We start from the raw sequence: 16,017 nt of genomic DNA, 5'->3' as shown, positions 1-16,017 counted from the left end.
CGTGTTGGGGACGGGCGTGCGGCTGCCTCTGCTGGTGATCGCCTCCGGGCAGTCGCAGTCGGCGTTCGCGCTGGTGACCTACTACAACGGCGTGCAGCCACACACGCGTGCCTTCGACGGCTTCTTCGTGCACAGCCGGGGCGCGTCCGGGCTTCCGCTGGTGGGCCCGGAGGAGCACGCCGACCTGGTCAAGGCGCTCGGCAGCACCCCCACGGTGTTCCGCACCGACCAGGACGCACCGGTCCTCGACGTGCAGACGGAAAGCGACCTCACGGGTCTGCTGAGCTCACACCGGGCCCGCCAGCCGGACAACGCCCGGCTGCGGTTGTGGGAGGTGGCGGGTACCGCGCACGTCGACACCCACCTCCTCGGCACCGCCGCCGCGAGGATCGACTGCGGCGTACCGATCAACAGCGGCCCGCTGCACCTCGTGGCCAAGGCGGGACTGCGCGCGCTGGCCGCCTGGGTCACGACCGGCACGCCACCGGCGGGCGCGCCGCGCATCGAGGTGACCACGGACGGGGAGCCGAGCATCCGGCGGGACACCGACCGGATCGCGGTCGGCGGGGTCCGAACACCCCCGGTGGAAATACCCGTCACCGTGCTGTCGGGAGAGCCCGGACCGACCTCGTCTGCTATCTGCCAGCTGGCCGGTTCGAACCGCCCACTACCGGCCGGCCGGCTGGCCGAACGGTATCCGTCCCGGAACGAGTACCAAAAGCGTTACAACGAGGCAACCGAATCAGCTGTAAGGTCCGGTTTCCTTCTTTCCGAGGACCGGCCGGCGATGCTCGCAATGGCGGATTCCAGCCTAATAGTGGCCTGATCTCGAGCGTTCTCGACCCCGCCGGGAGCGCCCGCAAATAATCACACTATCGGTCACTTGGCGCAACAACTCAACCACGCTAGGCGATCAACCCCGCCGGCCACCTGTTCCCCGGGCGGGCAGCCCAGGTGGCCGGCAGGCGCGGCCGTGGGTGCGGCCGGCGGGCGCGGCGGCAGCCGATGCGAGCCGCCCGCGGCGCAGCCACCTGCACCCTTCCTGGCAGCAACCCGAGACGTTTCCGATGGCCCGGCCCGTCTCCACCGCGTCCATCGCCGGCTCCGCGGGCCCGCCCGACCGCCGGTTCGGGCGGGCCCGCGGACGCCCGGCCCGCCGGGCATGTGCGGGGCGAGGCGGCCGACGAGCACCGCCGGCACCCGAACCGGGCCGACCTGTATCCCGTTCCTTCCGGACCACCGGTCCGCCCGGGATTTGCACGGCGATCAACTCGAACTCCGACACGGACCCTGCGGCCGCAGCCGGCCGACGACACCAGAGCAGTGAACCGAATCCGTGGCGTGGGCCACACCGAACTGCCATATCCCGGACCCGGCGAGGCGCCCGCCCGCGACCCCGCCGAGGTAGTCGCCCGGGCACTCGCGGAGACCCTCCCAACCTTTCAGAGAATGCTATTTCCCGCCATCAAAAGAATTGCGGAACGGCATTTATTTTTCGGTTATATTGCAATCTCCAGAGTGAGAACGTCATGTCCGATATGTCGCGCCCCGAACACAGAGAGTCCATGATCGCCATCTGACGGGCCCTAGACAGTACCCAGCTCGCCGCGCGATGGCCAGGTCAGCACCGGTGCGACCGGAGCGGTCCGTCCGTACGGCACAATGTTGGCAATCGCTCGATCTCCGGCTATAACCTTGCCCACGACATATCGGCGTATTCGCCGTCAGTGATGTAACGCAGGTCGGTTCGGTCGTTGTCCGTGCGACCTTCGAAGGATCAAGGAAGCGAGCTGCATGCTGCTCACTGCTGCGAGACGTGTAGGGCGCGCCCTGCTCGTGGTCTTACTGGTGACCATGGGGGCTGTGGTGCTGCTGAGCCTGGCTCCGGGGTCTGCCGCCTCTGTCATCCTGGGAGAGAACGCGACGCCCGAGGCGATCGACGCGCTCAACGCCGAGCTCGGACTCGACCGGCCCCTGTGGTCCCAGTACGTGCACTGGCTAGGCGACGCCGTCACCGGTGACCTCGGCGAGTCGCCGATCACCCACCAACCGGTCCTGGACGCGATCTTCGAGCGCCTGCCGGTGACCCTGGAGCTGGCCGCCCTGGGCCTGATCGTGGCGCTCGTCATCGCCATCGGTCTGGCCGTGCTGTCGGCGACCTGGCCCGGCTCCCCGCTCGACCGGGCGATCGCGGCCCTGTCCAGCGTCTTCCTCTCCGTCCCCGCCTTCATCGCCGGCCCCGTCCTCGTCTACCTGTTCGCCCTTCAGACCGGCTGGTTCCCGGTCACGGGCTGGACCCGCATCAGCGAGGACCTCGGTGAGAACCTGCGAGGGGTGGTCCTGCCCGTCATCGCGATCTCGCTGACGGAGATCGCCTCGTTCCACCGCCTGCTGCGCACCGACCTGATCAGCACGCTGCGCGAGGACTTCATCGGCGCGGCCCGTGCCAAGGGCATGAGCCCGAGATACGTGATGACCCGGCACGCGCTGCGGCCCTCGTCGTTCTCCCTCGTCACGCTGGTCGGCATCAACCTCGGCCGGCTGATCGGCGGCACCGTGATCGTCGAGTCGTTCTTCGCCCTGCCGGGCCTCGGGCAGCTCGTGATCTACTCGATCACCGCCCGTGACATCATCACCGTCCAGGGTGTGGTCGTGTTCATCGCCGTGGTCTACGTGGTCATCAACATGATCGTGGATCTCAGCTACGGCTGGCTCGACCCGCGCGTCAGGAAGGCGGCCACCGCATGACCAGCCCCGACGTGGTGGAGAGCGCCACCCCCTTACCCGCAGGCTCCGAGAGCGCCGCGACGGCCCTCGGCCCCGCCGGCGCCACCCCGGTCGCCACCGGCGGAATGCCGGACGTCCCCCGTGTGCACCAGCCCCGCTCGATCCTGGTGTACCTGTCCTACGCCTGGCTGATCGCGACGATCCTGCTGGCCGCGCTGGCGGACGTGCTGCCGCTGGCGTCCTACTCGATCCCGATCGGCCGGCCACGCCAGCCACCGAGTGCCGAGTCCCTCGACATGCTGCTGGGCACCGACCAGCAGGGCCGGTCGATCCTCTCCCGCTGCATCTACGGGGCCCGGGTGTCCCTGCTCATCGGCACCGCCGCCGGGCTGATCGGCGCGGCGGTCGGAACCCTGCTGGGCATGATCGCGGGCTACCTCGGCCGCAGCACCAAGGCGACCATCAGCCTGGTCACCGACGCGATGCTCGCCTTCCCGCCGCTGATCCTCCTGCTGGCCCTCTCGGCGATCCTCACGCCCAGCGTGAAGACGCTGATGTTCGGCCTGACGCTGCTGATCATCCCGACGTTCATCCGCCTCGCGATCGCCAACACGCTCGCCTGGTCGTCCCGCGAGTTCGTCACCGCGGCGCGGAACATGGGCGCCGGGCACGGCCGGATCCTGATCAAGGAGATCCTCCCGAACCTGCTCCCGCCGCTGGGCGCGTTCCTGCCGGTGGTGATGGCGGCCCTGATCGTCGCCGAGGGCTCCCTGAGCTTCCTGGGAGTCGGCATCCCACCGCCCCAGCCCAGCTGGGGCGGGATGATCTCGGACGGCAAGGAGGCCATCGAGACCGCGCCGCACATGGTGTTCGTCCCGGCCGCCGCGATCTTCCTGACGGTGTTCGCGCTGAACCAGGCCGGCGACCACCTGCGCCGCCGTTTCGACCGCACCATGCGCGACTGACCGCACGACGCGCGACCGGTGTGGCGTGTGCGTCGACACCCGGCCGGCGCTCCGCCCGACTCGCCACGCCGGGCCGGGCGGACGCGACGCCGCGCGCGGCGACGCACACGCCGCACCGACGCACATGCCACGCCGCGCCGCTCCCGGGTCGCGCCGCTCGCCGCACCGGCGCCGCGGCGCGGCGCGGCACCGGCACCGCGGTGGCGGCCCCGAGGTGGACCCGGATCGGATCCGGAGCCACGTGAACGTCCCTGACCCGGGGCATGGACCTGGGACTCCGTGCCCCTACCACCCCGCTACCGACCCGTTGAAAGGGAAAGAATGTTAAGTAAGACGCGGATAGCCGTGACTGCCCTCGTGTGCAGCGCGGCTCTCGCCCTGGGGGCCTGCGGCGGCGGCAGTGACGACACCAGTGGCAACGCCGACACCAGCTCGTCCTCCGGCGCTGCCGGCCAGCCGGTCCCCGGTGGTGAGGCCCGTATCCTCGCCCTGAGCGACCCGACCAGCCTCGACCCGGCACTTCTCGGCAACGCCGCCCCGATCGCCGCCGTCGTCGGCAACGCGCTCTACGGCACGCTGATGATCGACGACGACAGCGGCAAGACCGAGTTCCGGATGGCCGAGTCCTTCGAGACCACGGACGAGGGCACCACCTTCACCCTGAAGCTGCGGTCCGGCCTGACCTTCTCCGACGGCACGCCCTTCAACGCGGAGGCCGTCAAGTTCAACTGGGACCGGAACAAGGACCCGGCGGTCCGCTCGGTCAACATCGCCGAGGCATCTCTCATCGCCTCGACCGAGGTTGTCGACGACCTCACGCTCAAGGTCACGATGACCACCCCGGTTCCCGCGTTCGCCGGGGCCGTGGTCAACAGCGTCCTGAACTGGATCGGCTCGCCCGCCGCGCTGCAGGCGGGGTCGACCGCGTTCGACGAGAAGCCGATCGGCGCCGGCCCGTTCACCCTGGAGAGCTGGACCCGCCAGGCTGATCTGAAGCTCGTCAAGAACCCGAAGTACTACGACGCGCCCAAGCCCTACCTCGACAGCCTCGTCGTGCGGGCCGTGTCCGACGCGAGCCAGCGCTTCAACACCGTGTCCAGCGGCGGCGCCGACATCGCGATCGACTCGAACCCGGTCAACATCGACAAGGCGAACACCGCCGACCTGTCGGTCAACGTGGAGAGCCTCAACGGCGGCTTCTTCATGGCGCTGAACACGCGTCGTGCCCCGTTCGACGACGTGCGGGCCCGGCAGGCGTTCAACGCGGCCGTCGACCTGGAGGCGGCCAACCTGGCCGTCTACAACGGCACCGCCGAGATCCCCGAGACGCTGTTCACCGACAAGTCGGCGCTCTACGAGGACATCCCGCTACACACGACGGACCCGGCCAAGGCCAAGCGGCTCTTCGACGAGCTCGCCGCCGAGGGCAAGCCGGTGAAGTTCTCCTTCAGCACCTTCCCGTCGACCGAGAACCGCTCGCTCGCCGAGAACATCCAGGCGCAGCTGGCTCCCTACGAGAACGTCGACGTCGAGGTCAAGGTGGTCGACTTCGCGCAGATCCCCGCACTGCGCGCGAACTTCGACTTCGACATCCTGGTCTCCTCGGCGTTCTTCCGCAGCCCTGACCCACGGCTGACGACGGCGTTCGCCGGCGACTCGCCGGCGAACCTGTCCGGTATCAACGACCAGCAGCTCACCGACGCCCTCCGCGCCGGGCGGGCCGCGGCCACCGACGCCGACCGCAAGGCCGCCTACAGCACGGTGCAGAAGCGGCTGGCCGAGCTGTCGCCGGTCCTGTACTACACCCGCGCGACCTTCTCCGCGTACGGCGGGACGGATGTCGGCGGGCTCCGCCAGTACGGCAGCGGCTCGCTGCTGCCCGAGGAAGTCTGGATCAAGAAGTAGTCGGCTGACCCGGAGGACGGACGAGAGGTCCCACACGCCCATGAGTACTGAACCTGTCCTGCAGGTACGCAACCTGCGCGCCTACATCGGCACCCCCCGCGGTGTCGTCCGGGCCGTCGACGACGTGTCCCTCGACCTTGATCGCGGCCATGCCCTGGGCGTGGTCGGGGAGTCCGGGTCCGGCAAGTCGGTGATGGCCCGGGCGATCATGGGGCTGATGCCCGCGCGGTCCGGCTGCTCGGGCCAGGTGCTGTTCGAGGGCCGGGACCTGCTCACCCTCCCCCGCAAGCAACGCGCCGAGATCTGGGGCAAGCACATCGCCATGGTGTTCCAGGATCCCGGCCGGTCGCTCAACCCGGTCGTCCGGGTCGAGCGCCAGCTGACCGAGGGCATGCGCAAGCATCTCGGAGTCAGCCGCAGTGAGGCGCACGGGCGGGCCCTCGACCTCCTCCGGGAGGTCGGGGTGCCCGACCCCGAGAAGCGGCTGCGCAACTACCCGCACGAGCTGTCCGGCGGCATGCGCCAGCGCGTCATGATCGCGACCGCGCTGGCCTGCGAGCCGACGCTGCTCATCGCGGACGAACCCACCACCGCGCTGGACGTCACCGTGCAGCGCCAGATCCTCGACCTGCTGCGCGGCGTGCAGCGCCGCCACGGCATGTCGATGATCCTTATCAGCCACGACCTGGCGATCGTCGCCGGCCGGACCGACCGGACCGCGGTCATGTACGCGGGCCGGCTCGCCGAGAGCGGCGCCACCCACGAGGTCTTCGACTCCCCCCAGCACCGCTACACCCACGCGCTGCTGGAGGCCACCCCCACCCTCGACCACGAGCGGCACACGCCGATGCGGCTCATCACCGGCTCCCTGCCCGACCCGACGGCGCCGCCAGCCGGCTGCCGCTTCGCGGCCCGGTGCCCGCACGCCGACGACGCCTGCACCGACCCGGGCCCGCAGATGGTCTCCATCGGCACCGACCACCAGGTCGCCTGTCTCAGCCCGGTGCAGGCCAGCGCCGAGCACATCACCGGAGGTGAGCTCGTTGGCCGGTAGTGGCACCGCACACCTGCGCGGCGAGGAGGCCCTGCTCAGCGTGCGGGATCTCGTCGTCGAGTACCCGACGAAGGGCGGGGTCGTCCAGGCGGTCTCCAAGGTCAGCTTCGACGTCCTGCCCGGCGAGACGCTCGGGATCGTCGGCGAGTCCGGCTGCGGCAAGTCGACCACCGGGCGGGCCGTGCTGCGCCTGGACCGGCTGACCGCCGGGCGGATCGACTTCGCCGGCGAACGGATCGACGAGGCCAGCGGGAGCCGGATGCGCGAGCTCCGGCGCTCCATCCAGATGATCTTCCAGGATCCGGTGGCGTCGCTGAACCCGCGGCGCAGCGTCAAGGACATCGTCGTCGAGGGCCTGGCCGTCGCCGGCGCCTCGGCCGCGGAGCGGACGTCCACCTCGGCGTCCATCCTGGAGCAGGTCGGGCTGGGCAGCGAGCGCTTCGCCGACATGCTGCCCCGCCAGCTCTCCGGCGGGCAGGCCCAGCGGGTGGCGATCGGCCGCGCGCTCGCCCTGCACCCGCAGTTACTGATCTGTGACGAGCCGGTGTCCGCCCTGGACGTCTCCGTCCAGGCCCAGATCCTCAACCTCATCGAGGAACTGAAGGCCGAGTTCAACCTGACCGTCGTCTTCATCGCCCACGACCTCGGGGTCGTGCGCGCGGTCAGCGACGACGTGCTGGTCATGTACCTGGGCAAGGTGTGCGAGTTCGGCGACGCGGACATGGTCTACGACCAGCCCGCCCACCCCTACACCCGCGCGCTGCTCGACTCCGTCCCGTTGACGGACGCCGAGCGCGGGTTCACCGGCCCGGCGCTGGAAGGCGACCTGCCGTCCCCGCTCTCACCGCCGACCGGGTGCCGTTTCCGCACCCGGTGCCCGCGGGCGGAGGAGCGGTGCACGGCCGAGGAGCCGGAGATCCAGGAGATCCGCCCCGGCCAGTACGCGGCCTGCCACTTCCCGCTGAGCCTCGGCGCCACCGTGACCCTCGCACCGGCCACGGAGGAGCCCGCGGACGAGAGCGCACCTGAGACCACCGGCGAGACCGAGGCAGCAGCCGTACCCGCGGCGGCCACCGAGGCCGCGCCGACCGCCGAGCCCGCGGCACCGGTCGAGCCCGCGGCACCGGTCGAGCCCGCGGCACCGGTCGAGGCCTCGGCACCAGTCGAGGCTGCGGCAACGGCCGAGGCCAAGACCGATCCCGTGGCTGTGCCCGCGGCCGTGGAGAAGCCCGCCCCTGCGGAGGAGTCGGTGCCGGCAGCGAAGTCCCTGCCGGCGGAGGCCGCTGTGCCACCAGCCGCGGCGGTGGCGACTGCTGCCGTGGTCGAGGAGTCCGAATCCGCGGGCGACGCCGCCACCGCAACGACATCCGAGCCGGCAGCCTCGACGGAGGACGTCGTCCCGGCCGAGGATGTCGTCCCCGCGGAGGATCTGGTCCCGGGCGAGGCGGAGGTCGTACCGGCCGCGCCGGCGGCCACCGCCGAGACCGCGAAGCCCGCCGCGGCTGCGGCGGAGCCGGCGAAGAGCGACGTCTGAGGCCTCGCCGCACGCGCAGGGGGCGTCTCCCGGTCGGGGGCGCCCCTTTCGCGTGCCGGGCCGGGACCAGCGACCCGGTACCGTCATCCGGCGTGACGGCGGGTCAGGCGGGTCAGGCGGGTCAGGCGGGTCAGCGGACGGTGCGGGCCACCGTGGCGATCGAGCAGGGCCTGCCGCCGGAACTGCGGGCGGTCACCCGGTACACGGCCACCGAGCGCCCCTGGTGCTCGGGTTGCACCTCGTAGACGACGGGATCCGCCAGGTCGGCCCGGCGCAGGTAGTGGATCGTGACGGAGGTCGTCGTCAGGCGCCCCTCCGGATCTGCCGCGGCGGCCGCCTGCTCGGAGCCGCAGAACAGGATCCCGCCGTGCACGGCGCCGCTGCCGTTGCCGAACTCGGGGCGGCCCGGAACGACGATCGGGCCGCCGCGACCGGCACCGGTCGAGCCGGCGGGGCCGAGGGTGTCGCGGGCCGAGAGGTCGGCGGCGGCGGCGGCGGTGAGAGTGCTCGCGCGGATGCCCTCCGGCTGCGACCAGCCGGCCGGGACGAGGCGCAGGTGCGCGCGCCCGGTGGCGACGAGGCGCCCCCCACCGTCGACGATCTCGCAGCGCGACAGGCCACGGGCCGCGTCGATGGCGACGACCGTTCCGGTCGCGAGCAGGCGCGGCCCAGCCCACGGCGGCGGCAGGACGACCTCGACCGACAGCTCGAAGGTGACCAGATGCGTCCCGGGTGGACGGCTGACGAAGACGGGCCGGCCGAGCACGTCGTCGGCCAGGATGCCGAGGGCGCCCACCGCTGGCGTGCCGCCGACGCCGTCCAGCCAGGGGCCCACCGCCATCGACAGCTCGGTGCCGTCCGGCCCGGGCCGGTAGCCCGACACCCGGAAGAGCGCCTGCGGGCCGCCGATGCCGTCGCTCGGCTCCGCCAGCTCGGTGGGCTCCGCCAGCTCGGTGGGCTCGCCCCGATCAGCGGCGCCGGCCGGGGCGGGAGTGCCGCTGTCATCCCGCGGGATCTGCCGCGCACGCGGGACGGAGACGCCTGGTGCCAGACCGGATCTGCTGGTCACGAACGAAGCCCCTCCCCGTGGTCACCGCCGGCGGCGGCTATCCGTCCAGGTCGGGACGAAGGGCACTACCGATCCTCGCATCCTCCGGGGGCCTGGCTGCCTACGACAAGCCACGCTGTGTGCGTGTCAGCAAGGACACATCAGAGGTGCCAGGTCGCCGATCAGGGCGTTCGGCGATCAGGGCGTCAGGAAGGGGTTGTCCCAGGTGTCGAGAGCCGTGACGGTGTGCAGCGGGCGGCGGCGGACCGGCCCGTGTCTGCCCACCGGCCAGCCGGCCGCCACGAGCGCGGCGATACGCCAGTCGTCCGGGATGCCGATGATCGAGCGCAGCTTGTCCTCGGCGAACGTGAACCAGGTGCTCGGTACCGTGCCGAGGCCCTCGGCACGGGCGGCGAGCAGGAAGTTCTGCATCGCCGGGAAGATCGAGCCGCCCTCGATGAACTCCGGGACGAACCCGGTCAGCCGGTAGCAGAACAGCACGTAGACCGGCACGTTCTCGAAATTGTCCACCAGGTGCAGCATCGTGCGGGTCAGCCGGGCCTGCCGCGAGGTGTCATCGGCCGGCGGCGCCTGGGCGGACTGGCCGTAGATGGTGCGAACCCAGTCCCAGCCCTCCCTGAAGGCGGGGCCCAGCACGGCGCGGACCTCCGGCGAGCGCAGCACCAGGAACTTCCACGCCTGCGCGTTCGAGCCGGACGGAGCCCAGGTCGCGGCCTCCAGGCACCGGGCCAGCACTTCGTCGGACACCGGGTCGGGCCGGAACCGGCGCAGCGACCGTGCGGTGCGCATGGCCTCCCGCAGGTCGATCGCGGGCGCTGCCCCGGGTTCCAGATCACTCATCTGTCCTGAACTCCTTCACTGCCGCTGCCGGCGACACCGCCGGCCGGGTTCAGCCCTCCGCCCGGCGCAGGATCTGACGGGCCTGCGCCAACACCGGGGCGTCGATCATCTGGCCGTCGAGCAGGAACACCGCGCTGTCCGCGCTGCCGGCCACGACCCGCCGTGCCCAGGCGACCTCGTCGGCGGACGGCTGGAAGGCCTGGCGCACCACCGCGGCCTGCGACGGATGGATGCAGGCCTTCGCGACGAAGCCGCAGGCGACCGCCTCGTCCGCCTCGGCGGTCAGCGCGGGGACGTTACGGACGTCCAGGAACACCGTGTCGACGGCGGGCACCCCGGCGACGGCGGCGTTGAGCAGCACCGTGGACTTCGCGAACCGCGCGATGTCGCGGTAGGTGCCGTCCGGCAGGCGGCTGCCGCTGCCACCGAGAGAGGCCATCAGGTCCTCGGCGCCCCACATGACGCCGACGATGTTCGGCGCGCGCACCACCTCGGCGGACGCCAGCACCCCGCGGGCCGTCTCGCACAGGGCGAGGACCTGGTAGGGCGCGGCGTCCTCGACCTGCTGGGCGCTCTCGGTCTTCGCCAGCATGATGACCCGGTACTCGGTCTGCGCCAGGGCGCGCATGTCCTCGTCGTAGTCGGCCGTCGTACGCGGGTTCACCCGCACGATCACGCGGGCGGGATCCACCGGGTTCCCGACGAGGGCCTTGCGGGCCTCGGGGCGGTTCGCCGCGGCGACGGCGTCCTCCAGGTCGATGATGACGGTGTCGGCCGCCGCCAGCGCCTTCCCGTATCGCTCCGGCCGGTCGGCGGGGCAGAACAGAAGGGATGATCCCAGGGTCCACTCGGTCACGTTGTCTCCCAGCTCGACACAGCCCGGCGTATCAGAACCACGGACCGTTCAGCCGGCCGCGGCGGAATCGCCGGAACCAGCCGGGACGCGCAGCATCAGCGCGGTGCGGTCGGCCCGGGCGACAAGAACACCCTTCTGGTTCAGCGCCCGGTGCTGGAACACGACCACGCCGTTGTCGGGCCGCGACCGCGAGTCCCTTTTCGACAGGACCTCCGTCTCGGCGTAGAGCGTGTCACCGATCAGGACCGGCGCCGGGAAGGCGATTTCGCCAAAGCCGAGGTTGGCGACGGTGGTCGCCTGGGTGAGCTGCGCGACGCTCAGACCGACCATGATGGACATCGTCATCAGGCTGTTCACGAGCCGCTCGCCGAACTCCGTCGACGCGCTTGCCGCGGCGTCAAGGTGCAGACTCTGCGGATTCATCGTGAGGGTGGAGAACAGCGTGTTGTCCGCCTCTCCGACCGTGCGGCCCGGGCTGTGGGCATAGACCACACCGGTCTGCAGTTCCTCGAAATACAGCCCTCGCTGCTGAATGCGCTTCACATCTCCACCTGAATGTTTTCGCCGATTTCACGACGCATGACGTCCTGTACTGTACGGACCTGACAACACGACTGTCAACGCGCTTACCAACCAGTGAGACACCTGTTGCCGCCGGGTACACATAGCAGCTTTCCGGGTCACGGTCGAGCGATGCGGTGTTCCTGGTGGCAGACATCGCTTTCCGTCGGCCGGCCGCGAACCGGCGCGCTGAACGCGGGCAGCAGCAGAGAAGCGGGGCACAACGCCGGTACGTCGTCATCGGCGGATCTGACGGCGGGCGCGGCGGCGGGCGGGCGCGGCGGGCGGGCGGGCGCGGCCAGCCGAAGGTCCAGTGGCGCGGGGCCCTTGGTCCGGTCCACGGCGGCTGCCGGTGACCGGAGGATGGCTCATGGCACGGCCGACGACGGAGAACACCCCGCATCCGAACACCCGGCATCCGAGCACAGGGCCTTCCTCCTCCACCGGCCCCTCCCCCGCCGCCGAGGCGCCCGGCGCGCGCGGCGAGTGCGGTCGGTTCTGGGAGGGGCGCTACCGCGAGACGGAGCGGATGTGGTCCGGCGCCCCCAACGATCTGCTCGTCCGCGAGCTCGGCTCCGCGGCGGCGGCACCGGGGCACCCGGCGGCGGTCGCGGGGTCCGGGGCAGCGCTGGACCTGGGCTGCGGCGAGGGCGGTGACGCGGTGTGGCTGGCGGCCCGCGGATGGCGGGTCACCGCGGTCGACGTCTCGCCGACCGCGCTCCAGCGGGGAGCCCTGGCCGCGCAGGCGGCGGGTGTCGCAGACCGGATCTCCTGGCTGTGCCGGGACCTGACCGACGGTCCGCCCGCCGGACCGTTCGGGCTGGTGATCGCGATGTTCCTGCACTCCCCGACGGGGATGCCCCGCGACGAGGTGCTCCGCGCGGCGGCGGCGCGGGTCGCTCCCGGTGGCAGCCTCCTGATCGCGAGCCACTCCGGTGCGCCGTCGTGGCAGCCGAGGACGGTCCCGCACACCCGGCTCACCACCCCCGACGATGTCCGCGCCGAGCTCGGTACGGCCGTGGACGGCTGGGCGGTGGACCTTCGGGAGATGTACGAGGCTCCGATGTCCCGCCCGAACGGACAGGTGGGCTTCCGGGTCGAGAACGCCCTGCTGCTGCGCCGACCCGGAGGACCAGCAGGCGCCGGGCCTGCTGCGTGGTCGGGGCAGGGGTGCGGTGTGGGTGGAGCGCCGCACCGGGGCGCCCCACCCGCACGGCTGTCAGGTGGTGATGATGGAGACGCCGGCGGTGCCGGGTGCGCCGTAGAGCTGGGCGTAGCCCACGCGGGGGGTGCCGGGGACCTGCCGGTCGCCGGCCTGCCCGCGTAGCTGCAGGACGAGTTCGTGGATCTGGCGCAGCCCGGAGGCGCCGACCGGTTCACCGTTGGCGATGAGTCCGCCGTCGGTGTTGACGGGCAGCCGCCCACCGATCTCGGTCGCGCCTTCGGCGAGGAGTTTCTCCTGGTCGCCGTCCGCGCAGAAACCGTTCTCGGCCATGTGCATGATCTCGGCACCGGAGTCGGTGTCCTGGATCTGGATGACATCGACGTCACCGGGGCCGATCCCCGCGGTCTCGTACGCGGCCCGGGACGCGTACACCGTGGGGGCGTCGGCGGGTTCCACCGCGGCCCAGGAGCTGTGGACCTCGTGCGCCCCGTAGGTCCGGGTCCGCAGCGTGCTCGCGCGCAGGTAGAGCGGCGTGGACGTGAAACGGCGCGCGATGTCGGCCCGGCACAGGATCACCGCGGCCGCCCCCTCGTCGGGGCTGCAGAACATGTACTTCGTCAGCGGGTGGTTCAGCATCGCCGAGGACAGGATCTCGTCCTCCGTGATGGCCTTGCGGCGGAACGCGTTCGGGTTCAGGACACCGTTACGGTAGTTCTTCGCGGCGACCCGGGCCAGCGTGCGGTGCGAGATCCCGTGGTCGTACATGTAACGGTTGATCTTCATGCCGAAGAACTTCGTGGTCAGGAAATGACCGATGTCGCCGTACCACGGCGGCGCACTGTAGTGCACGGGATCCGCGGTGAACGCACCGAACGCGTGCTTGTCCATCCCGACAGCCAGACCGATGTCGTACTTCCCGTAGCGGATCGCGTCCGCGGTCAGTTCCAACGCGGTCGCCGCGGTCGCACAGCCGTTGTACACGTCCATGAACGGAATACCGGTCAGCCCCAGCAGGCCCACGACCGCGTCGGGGTTGTCGACCTCGCAGCTGCCCCCGAACGCGAACTGCACCTGCTTCCACTCGATACCCGCGTCGGCGAGAGCGGCCCGGACAGCCTCCGCCCCCATCTGGATCGCGGACTTGTCACCGAAACGCCCGAAGGGATGGATACCCACCCCGATGATCGCGACGTCCTCCATGTCAGTGTCCTCCCTCGGACGGCGCGAACGCGTAGGACATCACCTGGGTGCCGTCCTCGTCGGTACGGAACGGATAGATCACGAGCTCCAGACCCATCCCGAAACTGATCTGCTCCGGGTCACTCACGGTGAGCCGGCCCTCGACGCGCACGTCGTCCCCGAGCTGCACCAGACCGACCGCGAACGGCCGGAACGTCTCCGGCGTCTCCCCACTGGCGTAGGGCGCCTTCGGTAGGAACTCCTGCGTCGTCCACGTCCACAGCGTCCCCTCCCGGGGCAGCAGATGCCGCGCCATCTCCAGCTTCCCGCACCGCGGACACGCGTCCTGCGCGGGGAACGTCACCGCCGCGCAGCTCCCACACCGCGCACCGATGAGCTGTGGACTCTCCGCCGGCCACGTGAACACCTCGGGAGCAAAAGGAACTTGAGCCATCAGAACACTCCTAGCATCACGACCGGCCCACAAACCGTCTCCGGCTTCACCCAGGAAAAGGACAAAGGAGCAAACCCGAGAGCGTGCCAGGCGCACTGACGACGGCGTCGTGCCGGTGCCACGCCGGCGCTGGAGGGACGAGCAACGGGTTCCAACCCTCCACGTCATTCGGATCGCCCGGCTGGCGGTCTCGCCAGGACGGGACGATCAGCGGGCAGCCGAGAGCAGCTGACTCTCAGATGCAGCATATGCCCTTCTCGCCCACACTCGCACGGGAACGATCCCGGCTGCGGGCACCGCGACGCACACAGGCAGTCACCGATGGCCCCCGTCGCCCGGTCGGCACCAGTCGAGCCCCGTCGGCACCAGATGGCGACCGTCCCGCTGGTGTGGGGACGCATCCGGGGGTAGGGAAGGCAGGGTCGCCACCGACGCCGACACGACGACGCCTCGACAGGCAGGGAGCAGACGATGCAGCCGACCATGAACCTCAGCGTGCGCAACCAGCTCACCGGGACCGTCAGCGAGATCACCCGCGGAGCCGTGATGAGCACCGTGTCGATCACGCTGGCCGGAGGCCAGGAGCTGACCGCCGCCGTCACCCTCGACGCCGTCGAGGACCTGAAGCTCGCTGTGGGCGGCGAGGTCGCCGTGCTCATCAAGTCCACCGAGGTCTCGCTGGCCACGGGCAGCGTGGCGGGCCTCAGCATCCGCAACCAGCTCCGCGGCACCGTAGCCTCCATCGACGCCGGCGGTGCCATGGCCGTCGCGCACCTCGAGCTCGACAACGGGGGGCAGCTCACCGCGGCGATCACCCTCGACGCGGTGAAGGACCTCGGCCTGGTGGCTGGCGCACAGGTGACCGCGCTGGTCAAGTCGACGGAGGTCGCCCTCGCCGCCGCGTGACCACCGCGTGACCGCCGCATGGCCCAGGCCCCCTGACCAAAGTCGCGGGAGCGTGCTCCTTGCGGCCTACCAGCGCCAGCAGCTCCCTATCACCACGTATCTTCGGCGATATGTCCGCCCCGCACCGGTTGCGGGCGGTTTGTCCCGAGGAGGGCTTGGCGGTGGCGGAACAGGTTGGCCCGGAGTTCGGCCCGTTGGCGGCTCTCGCCGGCGAGTGGGAGGGGGACCAGGGCGTGGACGTCGCCTTCGGCAACTCCGAAGGCTCGATGATCACTACCCCCTACCGCGAGAAGATCACGTTCAAGCCGTTCGGGCCCGTGGACAACGGCGCCCAGCAGCTCTACGGGCTGGATTACCACATGGCCGCGTGGCGGCACGGTGAGGACAAGGCGTTCCACACCGAGATCGGCTACTGGCTGTGGGACGCGGTGCTCGGCCACGTCATGCGGTGCTTCATGGTCCCCCGCGGCCAGGTGCTCATCGCGGGAGCTGCCGTCGCCGCGGACGCGACGACCTTCACGCTGCGCTCCGAGCTCGGATCGACGACCTACGGGATCCTGTCGAACCCGTACCTGGCCCGGGCGGCGAACACGACGCTGTACGAGGTGACCGTCGCCGTGTCCGCGGAGGGCGGTCTCTCCTACGACTCGACCACGACGATCACACACGCCCGGGTCGCCGACCCGGTGGCGCACACCGACCGCAACGTCCTGCACAGGGTTGCCGGGGCCTGACTCCCCCGGCCGCCCAGGCACGCCGCAACACCGGGTGTTCTCCGGGGCTCACTCCCCGCACCCGCTCA

The 16,017-nt window shown here is 70.9% G+C and carries 15 protein-coding genes; 9 read left to right on the top strand and 6 right to left on the bottom strand.

Going from position 1 to position 16,017, the window contains the following annotated elements; translation table 11 throughout:
• From AB1460_RS03210 to AB1460_RS03185, 6 genes are all read left to right on the top strand, one after another.
• Window positions 1–826 (top strand): alpha/beta hydrolase domain-containing protein (locus AB1460_RS03210; RefSeq protein ID WP_368959032.1); only part of this gene is annotated, 826 nt, incomplete at its 5' end.
• Window positions 827–1,794: 968 nt separating this feature from the next.
• A complete protein-coding gene (locus AB1460_RS03205; protein WP_368959031.1) occupies window positions 1,795–2,748 on the top strand; it encodes an ABC transporter permease in 954 nt (317 codons plus the stop codon).
• On the top strand, window positions 2,745–3,692 hold the full coding sequence (locus AB1460_RS03200) for an ABC transporter permease (protein WP_368959030.1): 948 nt from the start codon (window positions 2,745–2,747) through the stop codon (window positions 3,690–3,692). The genes AB1460_RS03205 and AB1460_RS03200 overlap by 4 nt, the downstream gene beginning before the upstream one ends.
• Window positions 3,693–4,013: 321 nt before the next feature.
• A complete protein-coding gene (locus tag AB1460_RS03195) occupies window positions 4,014–5,597 on the top strand; it encodes an ABC transporter substrate-binding protein (RefSeq protein ID WP_368959029.1) in 1,584 nt (527 codons plus the stop codon).
• 40 nt (window positions 5,598–5,637) lie between these two features.
• Window positions 5,638–6,651: an ABC transporter ATP-binding protein gene (locus tag AB1460_RS03190; RefSeq protein ID WP_368959028.1), complete on the top strand. Its 1,014-nt coding sequence runs from the start codon at window positions 5,638–5,640 to the stop codon at window positions 6,649–6,651.
• Window positions 6,641–8,185, top strand: coding sequence for an ABC transporter ATP-binding protein (locus AB1460_RS03185; protein WP_368959027.1), 1,545 nt, complete (start codon window positions 6,641–6,643; stop codon window positions 8,183–8,185). The genes AB1460_RS03190 and AB1460_RS03185 overlap by 11 nt, the downstream gene beginning before the upstream one ends.
• A gap of 130 nt (window positions 8,186–8,315) precedes the next feature.
• Here AB1460_RS03185 and AB1460_RS03180 read toward each other — a convergent pair whose 3' ends face one another.
• The 4 genes from AB1460_RS03180 to AB1460_RS03165 all read right to left on the bottom strand — a co-directional run bounded on the left by AB1460_RS03180 (window position 8,316) and on the right by AB1460_RS03165 (window position 11,493).
• Window positions 8,316–9,254 carry a PaaI family thioesterase gene (locus AB1460_RS03180; protein WP_368959026.1) on the bottom strand — a complete coding sequence of 313 codons (939 nt, stop codon included), beginning with the start codon at window positions 9,252–9,254 and terminating at the stop codon, window positions 8,316–8,318.
• Window positions 9,255–9,431: 177 nt separating this feature from the next.
• Complete coding sequence (locus tag AB1460_RS03175) at window positions 9,432–10,094, bottom strand: nitroreductase family protein (RefSeq protein ID WP_368959025.1); 663 nt, start codon at window positions 10,092–10,094, stop codon at window positions 9,432–9,434.
• A gap of 49 nt (window positions 10,095–10,143) precedes the next feature.
• A complete protein-coding gene (locus AB1460_RS03170) occupies window positions 10,144–10,950 on the bottom strand; it encodes an HpcH/HpaI aldolase/citrate lyase family protein (protein ID WP_368959024.1) in 807 nt (268 codons plus the stop codon).
• A gap of 48 nt (window positions 10,951–10,998) precedes the next feature.
• Window positions 10,999–11,493, bottom strand: coding sequence for a MaoC family dehydratase (locus AB1460_RS03165; protein ID WP_368959022.1), 495 nt, complete (start codon window positions 11,491–11,493; stop codon window positions 10,999–11,001).
• A gap of 388 nt (window positions 11,494–11,881) precedes the next feature.
• Here AB1460_RS03165 and AB1460_RS03160 point away from each other — a divergent pair, with 388 nt between their 5' ends.
• Complete coding sequence (locus AB1460_RS03160) at window positions 11,882–12,838, top strand: class I SAM-dependent methyltransferase (protein WP_368959021.1); 957 nt, start codon at window positions 11,882–11,884, stop codon at window positions 12,836–12,838.
• On the opposite strand, the gene AB1460_RS03155 is transcribed toward AB1460_RS03160, so the two are convergent.
• The gene (locus AB1460_RS03155; protein ID WP_368959020.1) at window positions 12,731–13,876 is read right to left on the bottom strand and encodes a thiolase family protein; all 1,146 of its coding nucleotides are present in this window, start codon (window positions 13,874–13,876) and stop codon (window positions 12,731–12,733) included. The genes AB1460_RS03160 and AB1460_RS03155 overlap by 108 nt on opposite strands.
• A 1-nt stretch (window position 13,877) precedes the next feature.
• A complete protein-coding gene (locus tag AB1460_RS03150; RefSeq protein ID WP_368959019.1) occupies window positions 13,878–14,309 on the bottom strand; it encodes a Zn-ribbon domain-containing OB-fold protein in 432 nt (143 codons plus the stop codon).
• A 483-nt stretch (window positions 14,310–14,792) separates the two neighbouring features.
• On the opposite strand from AB1460_RS03150, the gene AB1460_RS03145 reads away from it, so the two are divergent.
• Together AB1460_RS03145 and AB1460_RS03140 are read left to right on the top strand one after the other, a co-directional pair.
• Entirely contained in the window at window positions 14,793–15,215 is a 423-nt protein-coding gene (locus AB1460_RS03145) for a TOBE domain-containing protein (RefSeq protein WP_368959047.1), read from the top strand.
• A gap of 161 nt (window positions 15,216–15,376) precedes the next feature.
• Window positions 15,377–15,949 (top strand): heme-binding beta-barrel domain-containing protein, encoded by a 573-nt coding sequence (locus AB1460_RS03140; RefSeq protein ID WP_368959018.1) that lies wholly within the window; start codon window positions 15,377–15,379, stop codon window positions 15,947–15,949.
• Window positions 15,950–16,017 lie beyond the last annotated feature (68 nt).

Source organism: Parafrankia sp. FMc2 (genome assembly GCF_041008525.1).
In the GTDB taxonomy this organism is placed as follows: Bacteria; Actinomycetota; Actinomycetes; order Frankiales; family Frankiaceae; genus Parafrankia.
The sequence above is the reverse complement of the archived record's forward strand: the minus strand, read 5'-3'. Positions and strand labels throughout refer to the sequence as shown.